The organism is Pseudomonas sp. Irchel s3b5, from assembly GCF_900187435.1.
Lineage (GTDB): Bacteria > Pseudomonadota > Gammaproteobacteria > Pseudomonadales > Pseudomonadaceae > Aquipseudomonas.
This window is the reverse complement of sequence record NZ_FYDY01000002.1, coordinates 24096-41874: the sequence shown is the minus strand read 5'-3', so window position 1 is coordinate 41874 and position 17779 is coordinate 24096. Positions and strand designations below refer to the sequence as shown.

Sequence of the window (17779 nt, the reverse complement as noted above, 5' to 3'; positions counted from 1 at the left end):
CCATGCGCTGGGTTTGCATTCTCTTCCCGCAATTGGCGCTGGACGCGGTACTGCGTCAGCGTGCCGATCCTGATGAACCTCTGGTTTTGCTGACCGGCCCGGCCCAGCGTCGGGTGTTGCAGGCGGTCAATGGCCCGGCGAGGGCGTTGGGCTTGCGTCCCGGTCAGTCCATGAGCGCCGCCCAGGCTTTGAGCAAAGGTTTTGCCACGGCCGAATACGACGCCGCCGACATCGAACACTGGCAACAGTTTCTCGCCGCCTGGGCCTATGGTTTCAGCTCCCAGGTCAGCGTGCATTACCCGCGCACCGTGGTGTTTGAAATCGAGTCCAGCCTCGGGCTGTTCGGTGCCTGGCCGCAACTCGAGGCGCGCTTGCGTCGCGAACTCGGCGAACTGGGTTTTCGTCATCGCATTGTCGCCGCGCCCAATCCGGTGGCGGCGCGGGTGCTGGCCAACGCTTATGACGGTCTTGTGGTGCCTGACGATCAAGCCTTGCAGCATCACTTGGGACAATTGCCCATCGACCGGATCGGGCTGGAGGCATCGGTTGCCACGGCATTGTTACGCATGGGCTTGCGCACCTTGAGTCAAGTTCAGGCGTTACCCCGGCATAGCCTCGCCCGGCGTTTCGAGGCTCAGGTGCTCAAGCATCTGGACGCGCTGCTGGGGTTGCGTCGGCTCGCACTGGCGTTCTACCTGCCGCCGGACCGTTTCGATGTGCGCATCGAGCTCAATTTCGATGTGCAGTCCCATCAGGCCTTGCTGTTTCCATTACGCCGGCTGACCGGCGATCTGGCGGCGTTTCTTTGTGGTCGCGACAGCGGCGTACAGCGTTTTGACCTGCACCTGGAGCACGCGGGGTTGCCGGACACGCTGATCAAGGTCGGTCTGCTCAGCGCCGAGCGCGATCCGGCAATGCTCTTTGAACTGGCTCGGGGGCGACTGGAGCAAGTTCAGGTCGAGGCGCCGGTGCGCGGCTTCCGTCTGCGCGCCGAAGACCTGCCGGCGTTCGTACCCCAGCATCAGGAGCTGTTCGATGATCGTGCGCAGCAATCCTTGCCCTGGGAGCAACTGCGCGAACGCTTGCGCGCACGGCTGGGGGATGACGCGGTGCATGGCCTGCGCTTTCAGGCCGATCATCGACCCGAGTGCGCCTGGCAGGCCAAGGCCGACCATCACTCCTGCACGGGGCTTGCCGTCGTGAAGCGACCGGGCTGGCTGCTGACTGAACCGTTGGCCGTGCACCAAGGCTCGGCACGCATCCTCATGGGGCCGGAACGTATCGAGTCCGGTTGGTGGGACGGCGGCGATGTCCGCCGGGATTATTACCTGATCGAAACCCGCGCCGGCCAACAGGGCTGGGCCTACCGGGCGGTGGGTGAGGACGGCCCGTTGTGGTTGCAGGGCTGGTTCGCATGAATGTCGAATATGCCGAGCTGCACTGCCTGTCGAATTTCAGCTTCCAGCGCGGCGCGTCCAGTGCCCTCGAACTGTTTCAGCGAGCAAAAAAACAGGGCTACCAGGCGCTGGCGATCACTGATGAGTGCACCTTGTCGGGCATCGTTCGCGCCTGGCAGGCAGCGAAATCCGTGGAGCTGCCGCTGATCATCGGCAGTGAAGTGCGCATCGAAAACGGCCCGAAATTGGTGCTGCTGGTGGAGAATCTGGAGGGTTATCAGGCGTTGTGCCGATTGATCACCCGCGCTCGGCGTCGTACGCAGAAAGGCCAGTATCAAGTACTGCGCGAAGATTTCAGCGAACCGTTGCCGGGGCTATTGGTGTTGTGGGTACCGGACGCGGTCGACGCTTTTGAGCAAGGGCACTGGCTGAAACAGGTCTTCACCGAACGCCTGTGGCTGGCGGTGCAATTGCATCGTGGCCAGGACGATGCACGACGCCTGAGCGAACTGTCAGCCCTGGCCAGGGAGTTGGGAATTCCAGCGGTGGCCAGCGGCGATGTACACATGCACGCGCGCGGCCGGCGGGCCTTGCAGGACACCATGACCGCGATCCGTCATCATCTGCCCGTGGCCGATGCCGGGTTGCGGCTGCACCCCAACGGCGAGCGGCACCTGCGCGGTCTCGATGTCCTGCAGGCGTTTTACCCGCCAGCCTTGCTGGAACAAACGCTGGTTATCGCCCGGCGCTGCACCTTCGACCTCGGTCAGTTGCGTTATCAATATCCCCGAGAACTGGTGCCTGAAGGGCATAGCGCCACGTCCTGGCTGAGCGAGTTGACCGAGCGCGGTATCCGCGAGCGATGGCCGCAAGGCGCCAGCGACAAGGTGCGCGGGCTGATCGACAAGGAACTCGGGCTGATCGCCGAGCTGGGTTATGAAAGCTATTTCCTGACGGTTCAGGACATCGTCGCCTTCGCCCGACGCGAGAAAATCCTGTGTCAGGGTCGAGGTTCGGCGGCCAACTCGGCGGTGTGTTTCGCCTTGGGCATCACCGAGATCGACCCCGACCGGATGAACATGCTGTTTGAGCGTTTTCTCTCCAAGGAGCGCAACGAGCCGCCGGATATCGATGTGGACTTCGAGCACGAACGCCGCGAGGAAGTCCTGCAGTACGTGTTCAAGCGCTATGGCCGGGGTCGTGCAGCGTTGACTGCGGTGGTCAGCACTTACCATGCGGCCGGTGCGGTGCGTGATGTGGCCAAGGCGTTGGGTTTGCCACCGGACCAGATCAATGCCCTGGCCGATTGTTGTGGCCACTGGAGTGATGAAACACCCCCCGTCGAACGCTTGCGTGAAGGCGGTTTCGACCCCGACAGCCCGGTATTGCGCCGGGTGTTGAGCCTGACGCAGCAGTTGATCGGTTTTCCTCGACACCTGTCCCAGCACCCCGGTGGTTTCGTCATTTCCGAGCAACCTTTGGACCACCTCGTACCGGTGGAAAACGCGGCCATGGCCGAGCGCACCATCATTCAGTGGGACAAGGACGACCTTGATACCGTCGGCCTGCTCAAAGTCGATATCCTGGCCTTGGGCATGCTCAGCGCGATTCGTCGTTGTTTCGATTTGCTGCGTCGTCATCGCAACCGCGATTTGAGCCTGGCAACCGTGCCTTCTGAAGACTCGCAAACCTACGACATGATTGGTCGGGCCGACACCATCGGCGTGTTCCAGATCGAATCCCGGGCACAGATGTCGATGCTGCCCAGGCTCAAGCCCCGCAAGTTCTATGACCTGGTGATCGAAGTCGCCATTGTCCGTCCGGGGCCGATTCAGGGTGGCATGGTGCACCCGTACCTGCGTCGTCGAAACAAGGAAGAACTCGAAAGCTACCCCTCCGAAGAGTTGCGGGAAGTGTTGAAACGCACCCTCGGTGTGCCGCTGTTTCAGGAACAGGTGATGCAGATCGCAATCGTCGCCGCCGACTACAGCCCTGGCGAGGCCGATCAGTTGCGTCGTTCCATGGCAGCCTGGAAGCGCCACGGCGGGCTCGAGCCGCACCAGGAGCGGTTGGCTGCGGGCATGAAGAAAAAGGGCTATACCGCCGAATTCGCCGCGCAGATTTTCGAGCAGATCAAGGGCTTTGGCAGCTACGGTTTTCCCGAGTCCCACGCTGCCAGTTTCGCCTTGTTGACGTACGCCAGTTGCTGGTTGAAATGCCACGAACCGGCCGCCTTCGCCTGCGCGCTGATCAACAGTTGGCCGATGGGTTTCTACAGTCCGGACCAGATTCTGCAGGATGCGCGCCGCCATCATTTGCAGATTCGTCCGGTGGACGTGCGCGCCAGCGATTGGGATTGCAGCCTGGAGCCGGTCACCGGGGCGCAACCGGCGATTCGCATGGGCTTGCGCATGATCAAGGGCTTTCGTGAGGACGACGCCCGGCGCATTGAAACGGCCCGTCTGAACGGTGCATTTGTCGACATCGCCGACCTCGGGGAACGGGCGCGACTCGATGCCCGTGCCCAAGAGCAACTGGCCGATGCCGGTGCGTTGCGCGGGTTGGCCGGGGATCGGCACCGGGCGCGCTGGGAAGTGGCAGGCGTGCAAAAGCAGCTCGGCTTGTTCGCCGGGCTACCGAGCCAGGAGGAAGGTGCGGTGTCGCTGCCCAAACCCACGGTCGGCGAAGACCTGCTCGCCGATTACAACAGCCTGGGCACCACCCTCGGGCCGCATCCGCTGGCGCTGTTGCGCAGTGAATTGAAAGCCCGGCGCTGTCGCAGCTCAAAAGAGCTGCTTGACGTCGAGCACGGACGACTGGTCAGCGTTGCCGGCCTGGTGACAGGCAGGCAACGTCCAAGCACCGCCAGCGGTGTGACCTTCGTTACGCTGGAGGACGAGTTCGGCAACGTCAACGTGGTGGTCTGGCGCGACCTGGCCGAGCGGCAACGTCAGGTACTGGTCGGTTCGCAGTTGCTCAAGGTCGATGGGCGCTGGGAGAGAGAGGGCGAAGTCCGGCACCTGATTGCCGGGCGCTTGAGTGACTTGAGCCCGCTACTGGAGGGTATCAATGTGCGTAGCCGCGATTTCCACTAACACCGCAATCCCAGTGGGCTGAAGGAGCCTCGCGAGAATCAGCTATACCTCTATGAAACGAATGGCGTGCGACGTGCTCGAAACAAACGGGCGTAGATGACCTGGATTGAGCCAACCGATGCAATTTCTAGAGGATAGCCACGGATGTTCCGGCTGGAGCGGCGAGATGGCCGGGCGCATTCGTGCGTTCGACTGGAGCTGCACCGAACTGGGCGCACTCGACACGTGGCCCAGAAGCCTGAACAGCGCGGTGCAGTTGATGCTCGCGTCCCCCCTGCCAATGGTGATGCTTTGGGGGCCGGCCGGGTACATGATCTACAACGATGCCTACTCGCAGTTTGCCGGAGGGCGGCATCCCTATCTGCTGGGGTCGCCCGTTGAGCTGGGCTGGCCGGAAGTCGCCGAGTTCAACCGGCACGTGGTCGATACCTGCCTGGCGGGTGGGACCTTGTCCTACCGCAACAAAGAATTGGTACTGCTGCGTGACGGGGTCCCGGAAGAAGTCTGGATGGACCTCTATTACAGTCCGGTCGCTGATGATACCGGGCACCCGGCCGGCGTCATGGCCATGGTGGTGGAGACCACGGAACGGGTGATTTCCGAAAGCCGTCGACAGGCAGCTGAAGACGCTTATCGTGCCGACAACGAGCGGGTACGCCTGGCGCTGAATGCCGGTGCCTTGCTGGGCTCATTCGTCTGGGACATCAAGGCCAATGTGCTGTCCGGTGATGAGCGTTTCGCCCGCACGTTTTCCTATCCGCCGGGGCAAGATCTGGGGGATCTGCCGCATGAAGTCGCCGAGGCGCGCATTCATGTCGATGACTTCGACTGGGTTCAGGAACAAGTCAGGCATTCGGTTGGAACCGGGGAGCCGTTCAACGCCGAATACCGCATCCTGCGTCCCGATGGCAGTTACCTCTGGGTACTTGCCAGTGGCTGTTGCGAGTTCAACGAGCAGGGCGAAGCGTTTCGTTTTCCGGGGGTATTGATCGACATTCACGAGCGCAAGACCGCCGAAGAGTCCTTGCTCAAGTTCACCCGCAATCTGGAGCAGCGGGTGGCCGATGAGGTCGAGGCACGGATGACGGCGGAAGAGCAGTTACGCCAGTCCCAGAAACTCGAAGCCATCGGCGGCCTCACCGGTGGCGTGGCCCATGACTTCAACAACCTGCTGCAAGTGATCGCCGGCAACCTGCACTTGCTGGCGCGTCACGAGCGCGACAATGCCAACGTGCAACGCCGGGTCGCAGCGTCGATTGCCGCCGTGGAACGTGGCGCAAAGCTGTCCTCGCAACTGCTTGCGTTCGCTCGTCGTCAACCGCTGTCGCCAGCGGTTTTTACCCTGCGGCAGATCTTCGACGGTCTGGCGGAACTGTTGCAGCGTGCACTGGGTGAAACGCTCCAGGTGCACATGAGCGCACCCGAGGATGCCTGGAATGTCTTTGTCGATCGCAATCAACTGGAGAACGCCATCCTCAATCTGGCGATCAATGCCCGGGATGCCATGCAGGGCGAAGGCACCATCGAACTGAGCGCCGAGAACATCCGCCTCAACCGCGAGTTTTGCGTCGGAAAGGGCATTGGTGCGGGTGATTTTGTGCGGGTGTCCGTGGCCGATACCGGCATCGGCATGCCGCCGCAGGTATCGGCTCAGGCCTTCGAGCCGTTCTTCACCACCAAGGCTGACGGGCAGGGCACGGGGCTGGGGCTGAGCATGGTGTTCGGATTCGTCAAGCAAAGTGGCGGTCATATCGAGATCACCAGCGAAGTCGGGCAGGGGACACAGGTGCAGTTGTATTTCCCTCGCACTCAACGTGTGGCACTGACTGAAACGCCGAAACCTGACGTGCATCAGCGCGGCGGACATGAACGCATTCTGGTGGTCGAGGACAATGACGCGGTGCGCGCTTCGGTGGTTGAGCTACTGCGTGACGAGGGTTATCAGATCCTGACGGCCACCAACGCCGATGTGGCCATGCAAATGTTGCTGGAGGGGGCAGCGGTGGACCTGATTTTCACCGACGTGGTCATGCCCGGCCTGATCAAAAGTTCGGACCTGGCCGCTTGGGCGAGCGTGCAGGTTCCGCCGGTAGCCATACTGTTCACGTCAGGGCATACCCGCGACATCATCTCGCGAAATCACCAGCTCAGCCCCGAGACCCATCTGCTGAGTAAACCGTATGGCCCTGAAGCGCTGACCCAAATGGTGCGCACCGTCCTCAACGGCTGACAAAAATTCCGGCGCGAGCAAGCTCGCTCCTACATGGGATTGTGTTGTGCGCCGGTGCAGCACACTCCAGCCATTGGGATAGCTATTTGCTGGGGTGTGCAGCCTGGAGCTTCTTGGCCATCCCCAGATGTTTTTCCAGCGACGGCAGCATTTTCTGTGCAAAACCCTTGAGCTCGGTGGCGCCTTTGGTCTTGTCATCCGTCACGGTATTGGCTTCTTTCTTGAACAGTTCGATGGTGTCTTCGTGGGCTTTGACCTGGTTGTTGGCGTAGGCCTCATCGAAGGATTCATCGCGCATATCGAGAATTTTTTCCTTGGCCTGTTTCACCAGCGTGGTGGTGTCCGGCACCTCGATGTCATTCTTTTTCGCGATGGCTGCGAGCTCATCGTTGGCCTTGGAATGATCGGTGATCATCATGTTGGCAAATGCTTTCACGTCGGCAGAGGCGCTTTTTTCCAGCGCCAGGCGGCTGGTTTCGATTTCCGCGATGCTGCCGGCAGCCGCTTTGTCGACAAAATCATTGGAAGTGCCAGCGTAAGCGGTGCCCATGCTGATGCTCAGGGCTACAGCCAAGGCGAGGTGGCGCAGGTTCAATCCGTCCATTGGTCTTCTCCACACAGATTGTCATGGGCGATCAGGTGATCGTTAACGTGTGGAGGCCTGGCGAGCGGCAAAGGTTTTATCGCAATTGCGACAGGACGACGAACGGGCACCGCTGGTCTGACAGGTGGTCGACAGAACCGTCCAACCAAGGCCATTCTGATAGTTGGTGAACGCAATCGATCGCGTTTCACTGCCGATCATCAAACGGAGGTGTTCCATGCCGGTGTCCCATGACCTTTATCAGGATCTGAAATGCTCAAAGGAAGAAATCCAGCAGAAACGCTCCAAGGATCCGTTACTGGATTCGTTAATCAACAAGTATTCCCAGGCGGATGCCGAAGTGGTGAAGGCAGAGGATGCCAAATCCAGCGATGACGCGGTGACAAAGCTCAAGGCGAAGCGCTTGGAGGTCAAGGACAAGATCGTCAGGCAACTCCAGTTGTCATCCTGATCAACCGAAGCGTCACCGAGAATCGGTGACCTGAGCCGGAAGAAAATCCAGATTGAACCCGCCCTTGTAGGCGCGAGATTGCTCGCGATGACTCCAGCCTGTTCAACATCGATGTTGACTGACAGGCCCTCATCGCGAGCAAGCTCGCTCCGACACTTACTGTCAGAACGCCTTGCTCAACGGCAACCGCACCATGTTCCGCGACTTCAGCGAGCCGAAATACAACCAGTCCCCATACTCGCGCACGGTGGTGATCGGTGAATAGTTGTCTGCGCCGCTATCCTGCAGATTGGCGATGACGTTGCCCTCAACGTCCAGGCCCAGGGCGAATCCATGTTTCGCTAGCGGTTTGGGCAGGACGGTCAGGGCCCGAGCGAGCATCTGGCGCACGAATGGATAGGGCGCGGTGGAGTCAAGTACCGCATTGCGCGGTTCATACAGCGCTACCCAGAAACGGTCGTGACCGTTGAACGACAGGTTGTCCGGCAAACCGGGCAAGTTGTCGATGAACAGGTCGTGAGTGCCTGCTTTCGGCCCGCTGAGCCAGTAGCGGCTGATCCGGTAGGCGCCGGTTTCATTGACCAGCACAAACGCATCGTCCGGTCCCATGGCGACGCCATTGGCGAATTCCAGCTTGTCGAGCAACACCGTTGTCTTGCCCGTCTGGAAGTCATAACGCAGCAAACGACCGTCACCGCCATGTTCAAGCACCGCCTCACCATGGTTGCCGTACCCGAAGCGGCTGGAAGCGTCGCTGAAATAGGCGTAATGACCGGGTTTGTCGATGGTCACGTCGTCGGTAAAACCAAACGGCACGCCACCAGCCTCGGTGGTCAGCGCGACCAGCCGACCCTGGGCATCCAGCGATAACAGACCTTTGACCGCATCGGCGATCACCAGCAAACCATTGGGGTGGCGAGCCAGTCCCAATGGCCGACCACCGGTGTCGGCCAGGACTTTAGTGGTCTTGCCATCCAGGCTCGTGCGGATCAGACGGCCATCATGCAGTCCGGTAATCAGCGTGTCGTTCTCCAGCAGCAGGGCTTCCGGCCCATCGATGTCTGTTGCGCCTACGCGTTCCACATCTTTGAGGCGTTGATTGTTGGCGTAGGGGCCATCGGTAAGAGAGGGCGCCGGTTGCGGTGTCCAGGCCACCGGTTTGACCTTGGTCGGCATGAGCAGCAAGAAGGCGCCGATGGCGATAGCCACCAGCAATACGACATGACGTACCTTCACGCGCTGACTCCCGCCGACAGGTGTTGGTGAGCCTTCTCACGCAACGCCAGCATCGAGACCGCCGACTCGTGATTGATTCGACGCTTGAGCAACAACCGGTTGGCCATCCGCATTAACAGGCTGCTGAATTGGTATTCCAGTGTGCGGGTAAACCGTGTGCCGTCACCTTCGGCTCCGCATTCGTAAGTCACCACCAACGATAAGCCATTGTCCCCGCGAGCCCGCGCACTCCAACGCCGTCCGGGCAAATACTCCTGCACCTCCCAGTTCAAGTGGCCATCGCGTCCACCGGCACGAATGTCTTCCTCAAAACGCGCACCGGCATGCAAGGGGCCTTTTGGGCCGTCGATCCGCAGCGACGACGGATGCCATTGCGGCCACAGGGACACGGTGCTGGCATAGGCAAGTACTTCGATGGGACGTCCGGCAATGACGGTCTGGTGCTGCATGCGGGTCATGGGCGTTCTCGTCGGGTTGAGCGGGTCAGGTTCCGGCTCCCAGTAGAGGGTGCCGAACAGGTAGTCCATCAGCGGAAAAACGATGTTGAAATTGCGTTCCTGCATCATTTCACGGCGGTGATGCAGTTCATGCAGGCGACGCATCTGGCGAATCCACGGCAGCCGGGTGATCGGATTGTGCGGCGGCAGGTGCTCGCAGGCATGAAACACCTCATAGGCCAGGTAACCGAGGACCAGGCAGCCGCCGACGATTCCGGCGACGTTGTCATTCCATTGCTTGAGCAGCCACCACAGCGGCAGGGTAATGAAAAGGGTGTGCAGCACGATCAGCCACGCCGGGAACAGAATCACCCGCCAGTCGCGAACGTCGTCGTAGGTCATGTGGCCAGGCGCGAAAAAGCTGTGATGGTCACCGGCATGCCGGGCATAAAACATTCGGGCGAAGCTTTTTTTATGATGCCCAAGGTGACGATGGGCCAGGTAGACGCCGAGATTGAACACCAGCAGTGCCACGGGCACCGCTAACCACTCTGTGGGCCGAACCTCATGCACATTGCTCCAGAAAGCGCTGATGGCCACCGTTCCGAACAGCAGGACAAACGCGCCGTGCAGCCAAGGGTTATAGAGCGGATGAACGGCGGCGCGGTAACGGCTGCGGAATGCTTCGGTGGTCTGCCTCACTGCAATCACCTGTCGTTTTTTGTCATCTCCAGCAGATTAGCCGATTCCGGCGTTTTGACAGGTCGAACCTTGAGGACACAACCGCCATGATCCGGTGAGAAACGCAGTCAGGTCAGTGGATCCCAGCGTTGTGACCAGTCTTCGTGGGAGTCGATGACTTCGCGTAACAGATCGAAAGCCCGTTGCAGGGTCGGCGAGTCGCGGTCGCGGGAGTAAACCAGGTAGGTCGGGTAATTGAATTCCGGGGCCTTGGGCACCCGCTCCATGACTCCGCTTTCCAGATAGCTCTGTACGACGCGGGTTCGGAAGTAGCCGCTGCCGCCGTTTTCAAGCAGGTACTGCAGGCCCAGTGGCCCCAGGTTAAAGCTCAATGCAGCCTTGGCTTTTTCCGGCAGGGCGGCGTCGTGCTGGCGCCGGAAGTCCGGGCCCCAGTCGATATACACATAGGGATCGGGCCGATCGGCCAAGCGCACTAGAATGAGTTTTTCTTCGAGAACCTGCTCGACCTGCAGGCGCGGCCAGTATTCGGGTTGATACACCAGCGCGGCATCCAGCACCCCCAGTTCCAGTTGGTGCAGCAGGTTTTCGCCGTTACGGATTTCCATGCGCAAGGCATGACTGGGGATTTTTTCTCGAATTTCGCGGGCCCAACCGAGCATCAGCGGATTGCACAAACTGACTTCGCCGCCGATGTGCAGCACATCGTGATAACCCTCGGGCAGCGGCAAGTCCCGTCGCGCGGCTTCCCAGGTTTCCACCAGTTGGTTGGCGTAGACCACGAAGGCTTCACCGTTCGGCGTCAAGCGTGCGCCGGCGCGATTGCGCACGAACAGGGTACTGCCCAGATGGCCTTCAAGCTTTTGCACGCGGGCGGTGATTGCGGTCTGAGTGACATGCAGTTTTTCTGCTGCCGCCGCCAGGCTGCCGTGGCGGACGATTTCCAGAAAGGTGCGGGCGAGGTCGATGTCCATGGGCTGGCCGGTGTTGAAAGAGCGGACATTGTAAGAGCACCACCGAACCTGTGGCGAGCAGGTAAAAACGACGAATCCCGCCACGAGGGGCGGGATTCGCTTGAAGCCAGACGCGCTCCCGACAGTCGGGAGCGGCGTACTTAGCTTGGGAACAGCTCGGACAGTTTCATGGCCAGCATCATGTCGCCTTCAGCGCGCAGCTTGCCGCCCATGAACGCTTGCATGCCGTCGGTCGAGCCGTCGACGATGCCTTCCAGGGTTTCGCCGTCCATCACCAGGGTCACCTGGGCGTCCGGGTTTTCGCCTTCCTGCAGTTCGCAGGTGCTGTCCTTGACGATCAGCGAGAAGTTCTTGGTGTCGTCGATGCGGAAACCGAAGACCAGGTCCAGACCGGCAGCAGCGGCTGGGTTGAACTTGGCTTTCATTGCTTGTACGGCATCAGCTACGGAGGTCATGGTTCGATCCTTTCTTGGGTAATAAGAGCTGGGTGAATACAGCCAGGGTCACAGTAGTCCGGACTCAGCGAAACGTGATGAGTTCCGGGGTCTTCAACAGCTGCAGGTGTGCATGATTGTTGAAGGAAGCCAGCGACACTTCGCGACCACGGAACTTCAGGTGGTTGAGCGAGGTGTTGACGATTTGCCAGTTCAATTCAAAGGCCTGTTTTGCAGGCATTTGCGTAATGAGGTGGAGCAGGGCAGTGATGGTGCCGCCGGACGTGAACACGGCGATTTTCTGGGTGTTGTCGGCTAGCTCGAGAATTCGGTCAAGACCGCCCTGAACCCGCTCGACAAAGCCCAGCCAGCTTTCCAGCCCAGGGGTGTCGTAGTTGCCGGTCAACCAGCGCTCAATGATCAGGGCAAAAATGCGCTGGAACTCACCGCGATTCTGCGGCGCATTGCGCAGGATGTTCAGGGCTTCGGGCTCGTCCGGCAGCATCGCCGGCAACAGGGCGCGGATCACCGCGTCAGCATCGAATTCGTTGAACGCCGCATCCGTCTCCAGGATCGGCACCGGCAGGCCCACGGCAGCGAATTGTTCCAGCGCGCTGTTGGCCGTGTGCTGCTGGCGGCGCAAATCGCCCGCGAGGCAGCGATCGAAGCTGATCCCGAGTTCCGCCAGGTGCTGGCCGAGGATTTCTGCCTGGCGAATACCGGTCGATGACAGAACGTCGTAGTCGTCTGCACCAAAGGAGGCCTGGCCATGTCGAATCAAATAGATACTGCCCACGTCCGCGTCGTCCCGGTACGTTGAAGGTTTGGCGAGGTTATGAGGATGACGGTGAGCTGTCAATGAAAAAACATACGCTTGTTTGAAATGCCCGTTACAGGCCTGTTGCCAGAGGTTTCACGGCTGGTCGACAGGCTGGTGCATGGGTATGCTGGAGGCATCCCGCGCGTTCGAGTTGCGCATCGTTTAAGGAGTCCCTGTGGAGTTTTTCACCGAGTACGGCATTTTCCTGGCCAAAACCGTGACCCTGGTGATCGCCATTCTGGTGGTCCTCGCCAGTTTTGCGGCCCTGCGCAGCAAGGGGCGACGTAAAACGGCCGGTCAGTTGCAGGTCAGCAAGCTCAATGATTTCTACAAAGGGCTGCGTGAACGCCTTGAGCAAACCTTGCTCGACAAGGATCAACTCAAGGCGTTGCGCAAGACCCAGGCTAAAACCGACAAAAAACAGAAGAAACAACCCGAGGTCAAACCACGGGTGTTCGTGCTGGATTTCAATGGCGACATCAAGGCCTCGGCCACCGAAAGCCTGCGCCATGAGATCACCGCACTGCTGACCCTCGCCACGCCCAAGGACGAAGTGGTCTTGCGCCTGGAAAGTGGCGGCGGGATGGTTCACAGCTACGGCCTGGCGTCCTCGCAACTGGCGCGCATCCGTGACGCCGGCGTGCCGCTGACCGTGTGCATCGATAAAGTCGCCGCGAGCGGCGGCTACATGATGGCGTGCATCGGGCAGAAGATTATCAGCGCACCGTTCGCGATCCTTGGTTCGATCGGCGTGGTGGCGCAGTTGCCTAACGTCAATCGCCTGCTGAAAAAGCACGACATCGATTTCGAAGTCCTCACGGCCGGCGAATACAAACGTACCCTGACGGTGTTTGGCGAAAACACCGAGAAGGGGCGGGAGAAGTTCCAGGAAGACCTGGACATCACCCATCAGTTGTTCAAGAACTTCGTGTCCCGCTATCGCCCGCAACTGGCCATCGACGATGTCGCCACGGGTGAAATCTGGCTCGGTGTCGCGGCACTCGACAAGCAGCTGGTGGATGAACTCAAGACCAGCGACGAGTACCTGGCCGAGCGCGCCAAACAATCCGAGCTTTACCACTTGCACTACGCCGAACGCAAAAGCCTGCCGGAGCGTATCGGCATGGCTGCCAGCGGTTCGGTCGATCGTGTGTTGCTGAGCTGGTGGAGCCGGTTGACCCAGCAACGCTTCTGGTAAGTCGCGTGCCGTAGCCGTTTTGCCGGATACAAAAAAGCCCTGAAGCGGATGTCCGATTCAGGGCTTTTTTATGCGCTTTTGCTTAGCGGCGACGGAACAGCGGCAGCGGTTCGTCGGTAGCAGCCTGATAAGTCACCGAGAAGTCCTTCAAACCTTCGAGGGCTTCGTACGGGTCTTTATCCGGGCGAATTGCAAAGGCATCGAAACCGCAGCGATGCAGGTAGAACAGCTGATCGCGCAGTACATCACCAATCGCCCGCAATTCGCCTTTGAAACCGTAACGGTCGCGCAGCAGGCGGGCGTTGGAGTAGTTGCGGCCGTCGGTGAAGGCCGGGAAGTTCAGGGCGATGACCTGGAACTGCGCCACGTCTTCACTGATTTCCTCGGCTTCTTCATCGGCATCCAGCCAGATGCCCAAGCCGCCGTCGCGGGCCAGGAGCATGCGGCTGTGTTCGCGCCACAGCTGCAACGGGACAATGTAGTCGTCGCAGTTGGTGATCTCGTCGATGTTGAAGTCCTTCGGCAGCAAGTGCCAGGTTTCGTCGACGACTTCGTTGTTCTTAATGATTCGCTGCATAGACGCGTTCCTTGAAGAGGTCGATGCCAATACGCTGGTAGGTGTCGATGAAACGCTCGTCTTCGGTACGTTGTTCGATGTACACGTCGATGAGTTTTTCGATCACGTCAGGCATGGCTTCCTGGGCAAAGGACGGGCCGAGGATCTTGCCCAGGCTGGCGTCACGGCTGGCGCTGCCGCCGAGGGACACCTGGTAGAACTCTTCGCCTTTCTTGTCCACCCCGAGGATGCCGATGTGGCCGACGTGGTGGTGACCACAGGCGTTCATGCAACCGGAGATGTTCAGGTCCAGCTCACCGATGTCGAACAGGTAATCCAGGTCATCGAAACGACGCTGGATCGATTCGGCGATCGGGATCGACTTGGCGTTCGCCAGGGAGCAGAAGTCGCCGCCCGGGCAGCAGATGATGTCGGTCAGCAGGCCGATGTTCGGCGTGGCGAAACCTTGCTCGCGCAACTCGCCCCACAGGGTGAACAGCTTGTCCTGCTCGACGTCGGCCAGAATGATGTTCTGCTCGTGGGACGTGCGCAGCTGACCATAGCTGTAACGGTCGGCCAGATCGGCCACGGCGTCGAGCTGTTTGTCGGTGATGTCGCCCGGTGCAACGCCGGTCGGCTTCAGGGACAGGGTCACGGCGACATAGCCCGGCTTCTTGTGGGCCAGGGTGTTGCGCACGCGCCAGCGGGCGAAGCCCGGGTGCTGTTGGTCGAGCTCGGCCAGGGCGGCGGACTGGTTGTCCAACGCCTTGTAGTCCGGGTCGACGAAGTGTTTGGCGACACGCTGCACTTCGGCTTCGGTCAATGTGGTCTGGCCACCGCGAAGGTGCTCCATTTCCGCGTCGACTTTTTGCGCGAAGACTTCAGGCGTCAGCGCTTTCACCAGGATCTTGATCCGCGCCTTGTACTTGTTGTCACGACGGCCATAGCGGTTGTAGACCCGCAGGATGGCGTCGAGGTAGCTCAACAGGTCTTGCCACGGCAGGAACTCATTGATGAACGCGCCCACCACCGGTGTACGGCCCAGGCCACCGCCGACCAGCACACGGAAGCCCAGTTCGCCAGCGGCGTTGTGCACCGGCTCAAGGCCGATGTCGTGGACTTCAATGGCGGCACGGTCGGAGGTCGACCCGTTGACGGCGATCTTGAACTTGCGCGGCAGGTAAGCGAATTCCGGGTGGAACGTGGTCCACTGGCGGACGATCTCGCACCATGGGCGCGGATCGATCAGCTCGTCGGCGGCGACACCGGCGAACTGGTCGGTGGTGACGTTGCGCAGGCAGTTGCCGCTGGTCTGGATCGCGTGCATCTGCACGGTCGCCAGTTCAGCGAGAATGTCCGGAATGTCTTCCACGGCAGGCCAGTTGAACTGCACGTTCTGCCGGGTACTGATGTGGGCGTAGCCCTTGTCGTAGTCGCGGGCGATCCTGGCCATCATTCGCATCTGGCGCGAAGTCAGTTGGCCATAAGGCACGGCGACCCGCAACATCGGGGCGAAACGCTGGATATAGAGGCCATTTTGCAGGCGCAGCGGGCGGAACTCTTCTTCGCTCAGCTCCCCTGCCAGATAGCGTCGGGTCTGATCACGGAACTGCTTGACGCGGTCCTCGATGATCCGCTGATCGTAATCGTCGTATACGTACATATAAGTCCTGTTCTCAGGCTTGGGTCGCTCGGATACAGCTGCGTTTTTGTGCTTGCCGGAGTCCGATAAAACCTCTGCAATTCTGCGCGCACGGCCGCGCACTCCCTACGGAGCCGGGGCAAGATACCAGTTTGCAGTTATGCGTAAAAGTGATGTTTGAGCATATGTAAAGAACCAAATCGCCTAATGAGAATCGTTGTTGCAAAGACCCTGTTTGTGGCGCGGGCAATCGTCGTCTTTACTGTGATCGAGTCTTTATGCAATCACCGATAAAACCGACAAGAGGCGATGCAATGAGCAACCCAACCAAAGCACAGAAAAGCGATAGCTCGGTCGATGCCTGGGCGATTTTGTTTTTGATCATTCTGGTCGTGGGGACGGCGGTTTTCTGGGTCAGTCACCAGTAGGCGACCCAATCCGGGCCTTGTTCTGACGGTTGTCAGACAAAAACCGGAAAAGGCGGCGTTGTACCGGAGATTCGCTGGCTATAATGCGCGGCGAATTTCCGGGGGTTGCGTCGACACATGTTGAAGGTTCTGAGGGGCGTATTGCTGGCGTTGGGTCTGATCGGGGGACCTTGCGCGCAAGCGGCGTCGGTGTTGTTCCTGAATCCGGGAACCACTCAAGAAGCGTTCTGGGTCAGTTATTCGCAGTTCATGCAAGCCGCGGCCAAAGACCTTGGGATGGATTTGCGCATCCAGTATGCCGACCGCGTTCCTGAAAACATCATCAAGCAGGCCCGTGAAGCGCTCCAGGGACACAACCGTCCCGACTACCTGGTGTTCGTCAACGAGCAATCTGTGGCGCCCGAAGTCCTGCGTCTGGCGCAAGGCAGCGGTGTAAAGCTGTTTCTGGTCAACAACGCCCTGTCAGCAGATCAGGTGAACCTGCTCAGTGCGCAACCGGACAAATACCCTGATTGGGTGGGAAGCCTGGTGCCCAATGACGAGGAGGGCGGCTATCTGATGCTCAAGGAGCTGATCCGCCAACATCCTCCGGTGCCCCCTGGACAGACAATCGAGCTGCTGGCCTTTTCCGGCTTGAAGATCACCCCGTCCGCACAACGGCGAGAAAAGGGCATGCGCCGGGCGCTGGCCGAGCATCCGCAAGTCCGGCTCCGGCAGTTGGTGTACGGCGGCTGGACGCGTCAACGCGCCTATGAGCAGGCCAGGCTGTTGTTCAAACGCTATCCCCACACTTCACTCGTTTGGGCGGCCAATGACGAGATGGCATTTGGCGTCATGCAGGCCTATGTCGAAACCGGGGGCGTTCCCGGTAACGGTGCACTGTTCGGCGCCTTCAATAACTCACCGGCCGCATTGCAGGCGCTGTTGGACAATCGCCTGAGCGTGTTGCTGGGTGGGCATTTCAGCCTCGGTGGCTGGGCGTTGGTGCAGTTGCACGACTATGACGAAGGCGTGGACATCAGCCAGTACGGTGGTCGGGATCGGCAGATTCCGTTGCTACAAGTGATTGATCGCAAGCAAGCCAAGCGATTGCTGGCGATGAGCGTTACGCAGGATTTTGGCGTGGACTTTCACAAACTGTCGGCCAAAGGGCGGCCGACGTCCTGGCGCTACCCCTTCACCCTGCAGACCTTGATGCACTGAGCCGGATCAGACACCTGCCAGGTGCAGCACCAGCTTCACGATGCCGAACAGCGTCAACGCGAACACCGCCGTGAACACGATGCCCAACACCACAAAATGACTGGGTTTGCCGTGGGTGAAATCCCGGGCACGGTTTTTCCCGCTTTGTACCCCGAACGCCGCCGCCACGACGCTGTGCAGCATTTGCCAGAAGGTCGGCGGCTTGTTGTCGGCCGGATCGTCCATAAATTCCTCGCCTGAAAATAGCTCACCCAAGCATAGTCAATCCGGCGGTTCGCGCCTTGGTTCGCCTGCAATTGAAACTGTCGACATCAGTTGTTGCCATCGCGATAACTATGTACCGCAGGGAAACAGTCCTGAACTGGTGTCCTGATG

The 17779-nt window shown here is 60.0% G+C and carries 15 protein-coding genes; 6 read left to right on the top strand and 9 right to left on the bottom strand.

Annotation, left to right across the window (positions count from 1 at the left end; genetic code table 11):
• Window positions 1-2: 2 nt before the first annotated feature.
• The 3 genes from CKW15_RS02320 to CKW15_RS02310 all read left to right on the top strand — a co-directional run bounded on the left by CKW15_RS02320 (window position 3) and on the right by CKW15_RS02310 (window position 6722).
• Window positions 3-1418 (top strand): DNA polymerase Y family protein, encoded by a 1416-nt coding sequence (locus tag CKW15_RS02320; protein WP_095151483.1) that lies wholly within the window; start codon window positions 3-5, stop codon window positions 1416-1418.
• Entirely contained in the window at window positions 1394-4492 is a 3099-nt protein-coding gene (locus CKW15_RS02315; protein ID WP_218239562.1) for an error-prone DNA polymerase, read from the top strand. The genes CKW15_RS02320 and CKW15_RS02315 overlap by 25 nt, the downstream gene beginning before the upstream one ends.
• A gap of 118 nt (window positions 4493-4610) precedes the next feature.
• Entirely contained in the window at window positions 4611-6722 is a 2112-nt protein-coding gene (locus CKW15_RS02310) for a PAS domain-containing sensor histidine kinase (protein WP_095151481.1), read from the top strand.
• An 82-nt stretch (window positions 6723-6804) separates the two neighbouring features.
• On the opposite strand, the gene CKW15_RS02305 is transcribed toward CKW15_RS02310, so the two are convergent.
• Window positions 6805-7326: a DUF4142 domain-containing protein gene (locus CKW15_RS02305; RefSeq protein ID WP_095151480.1), complete on the bottom strand. Its 522-nt coding sequence runs from the start codon at window positions 7324-7326 to the stop codon at window positions 6805-6807.
• 217 nt (window positions 7327-7543) lie between these two features.
• Here CKW15_RS02305 and CKW15_RS02300 point away from each other — a divergent pair, with 217 nt between their 5' ends.
• Window positions 7544-7777 (top strand): DUF465 domain-containing protein, encoded by a 234-nt coding sequence (locus tag CKW15_RS02300; protein ID WP_095058552.1) that lies wholly within the window; start codon window positions 7544-7546, stop codon window positions 7775-7777.
• A 162-nt stretch (window positions 7778-7939) separates the two neighbouring features.
• Here CKW15_RS02300 and CKW15_RS02295 read toward each other — a convergent pair whose 3' ends face one another.
• The 5 genes from CKW15_RS02295 to CKW15_RS02275 form a co-directional block, all read right to left on the bottom strand.
• A complete protein-coding gene (locus CKW15_RS02295; protein ID WP_367316919.1) occupies window positions 7940-9013 on the bottom strand; it encodes an SMP-30/gluconolactonase/LRE family protein in 1074 nt (357 codons plus the stop codon).
• Complete coding sequence (locus CKW15_RS02290) at window positions 9010-10152, bottom strand: SRPBCC family protein (RefSeq protein WP_095151479.1); 1143 nt, start codon at window positions 10150-10152, stop codon at window positions 9010-9012. The genes CKW15_RS02295 and CKW15_RS02290 overlap by 4 nt, the downstream gene beginning before the upstream one ends.
• A 107-nt stretch (window positions 10153-10259) precedes the next feature.
• A complete protein-coding gene (locus CKW15_RS02285) occupies window positions 10260-11123 on the bottom strand; it encodes a LysR family transcriptional regulator (protein ID WP_095151478.1) in 864 nt (287 codons plus the stop codon).
• A gap of 140 nt (window positions 11124-11263) precedes the next feature.
• Complete coding sequence (locus tag CKW15_RS02280; RefSeq protein ID WP_008015934.1) at window positions 11264-11578, bottom strand: SCP2 sterol-binding domain-containing protein; 315 nt, start codon at window positions 11576-11578, stop codon at window positions 11264-11266.
• Between the two features lie 64 nt (window positions 11579-11642).
• Window positions 11643-12353 (bottom strand): histidine phosphatase family protein, encoded by a 711-nt coding sequence (locus CKW15_RS02275; RefSeq protein ID WP_095151477.1) that lies wholly within the window; start codon window positions 12351-12353, stop codon window positions 11643-11645.
• A gap of 199 nt (window positions 12354-12552) precedes the next feature.
• On the opposite strand from CKW15_RS02275, the gene sohB reads away from it, so the two are divergent.
• On the top strand, window positions 12553-13575 hold the full coding sequence (gene sohB, locus CKW15_RS02270) for a protease SohB (protein ID WP_095058555.1): 1023 nt from the start codon (window positions 12553-12555) through the stop codon (window positions 13573-13575).
• A gap of 82 nt (window positions 13576-13657) precedes the next feature.
• Here sohB and CKW15_RS02265 read toward each other — a convergent pair whose 3' ends face one another.
• Window positions 13658-14152: a DUF934 domain-containing protein gene (locus CKW15_RS02265; protein WP_053160900.1), complete on the bottom strand. Its 495-nt coding sequence runs from the start codon at window positions 14150-14152 to the stop codon at window positions 13658-13660.
• On the bottom strand, window positions 14136-15794 hold the full coding sequence (locus CKW15_RS02260) for a nitrite/sulfite reductase (protein ID WP_095058556.1): 1659 nt from the start codon (window positions 15792-15794) through the stop codon (window positions 14136-14138). Before CKW15_RS02260 ends, CKW15_RS02265 begins: the two co-directional genes overlap by 17 nt.
• 524 nt (window positions 15795-16318) lie before the next feature.
• Here CKW15_RS02260 and CKW15_RS02255 point away from each other — a divergent pair.
• Complete coding sequence (locus CKW15_RS02255; RefSeq protein ID WP_095151476.1) at window positions 16319-17404, top strand: ABC transporter substrate-binding protein; 1086 nt, start codon at window positions 16319-16321, stop codon at window positions 17402-17404.
• Window positions 17405-17410: 6 nt separating this feature from the next.
• On the opposite strand, the gene CKW15_RS02250 is transcribed toward CKW15_RS02255, so the two are convergent.
• Window positions 17411-17629, bottom strand: coding sequence for a DUF2970 domain-containing protein (locus CKW15_RS02250; RefSeq protein WP_095058558.1), 219 nt, complete (start codon window positions 17627-17629; stop codon window positions 17411-17413).
• Window positions 17630-17779 lie beyond the last annotated feature (150 nt).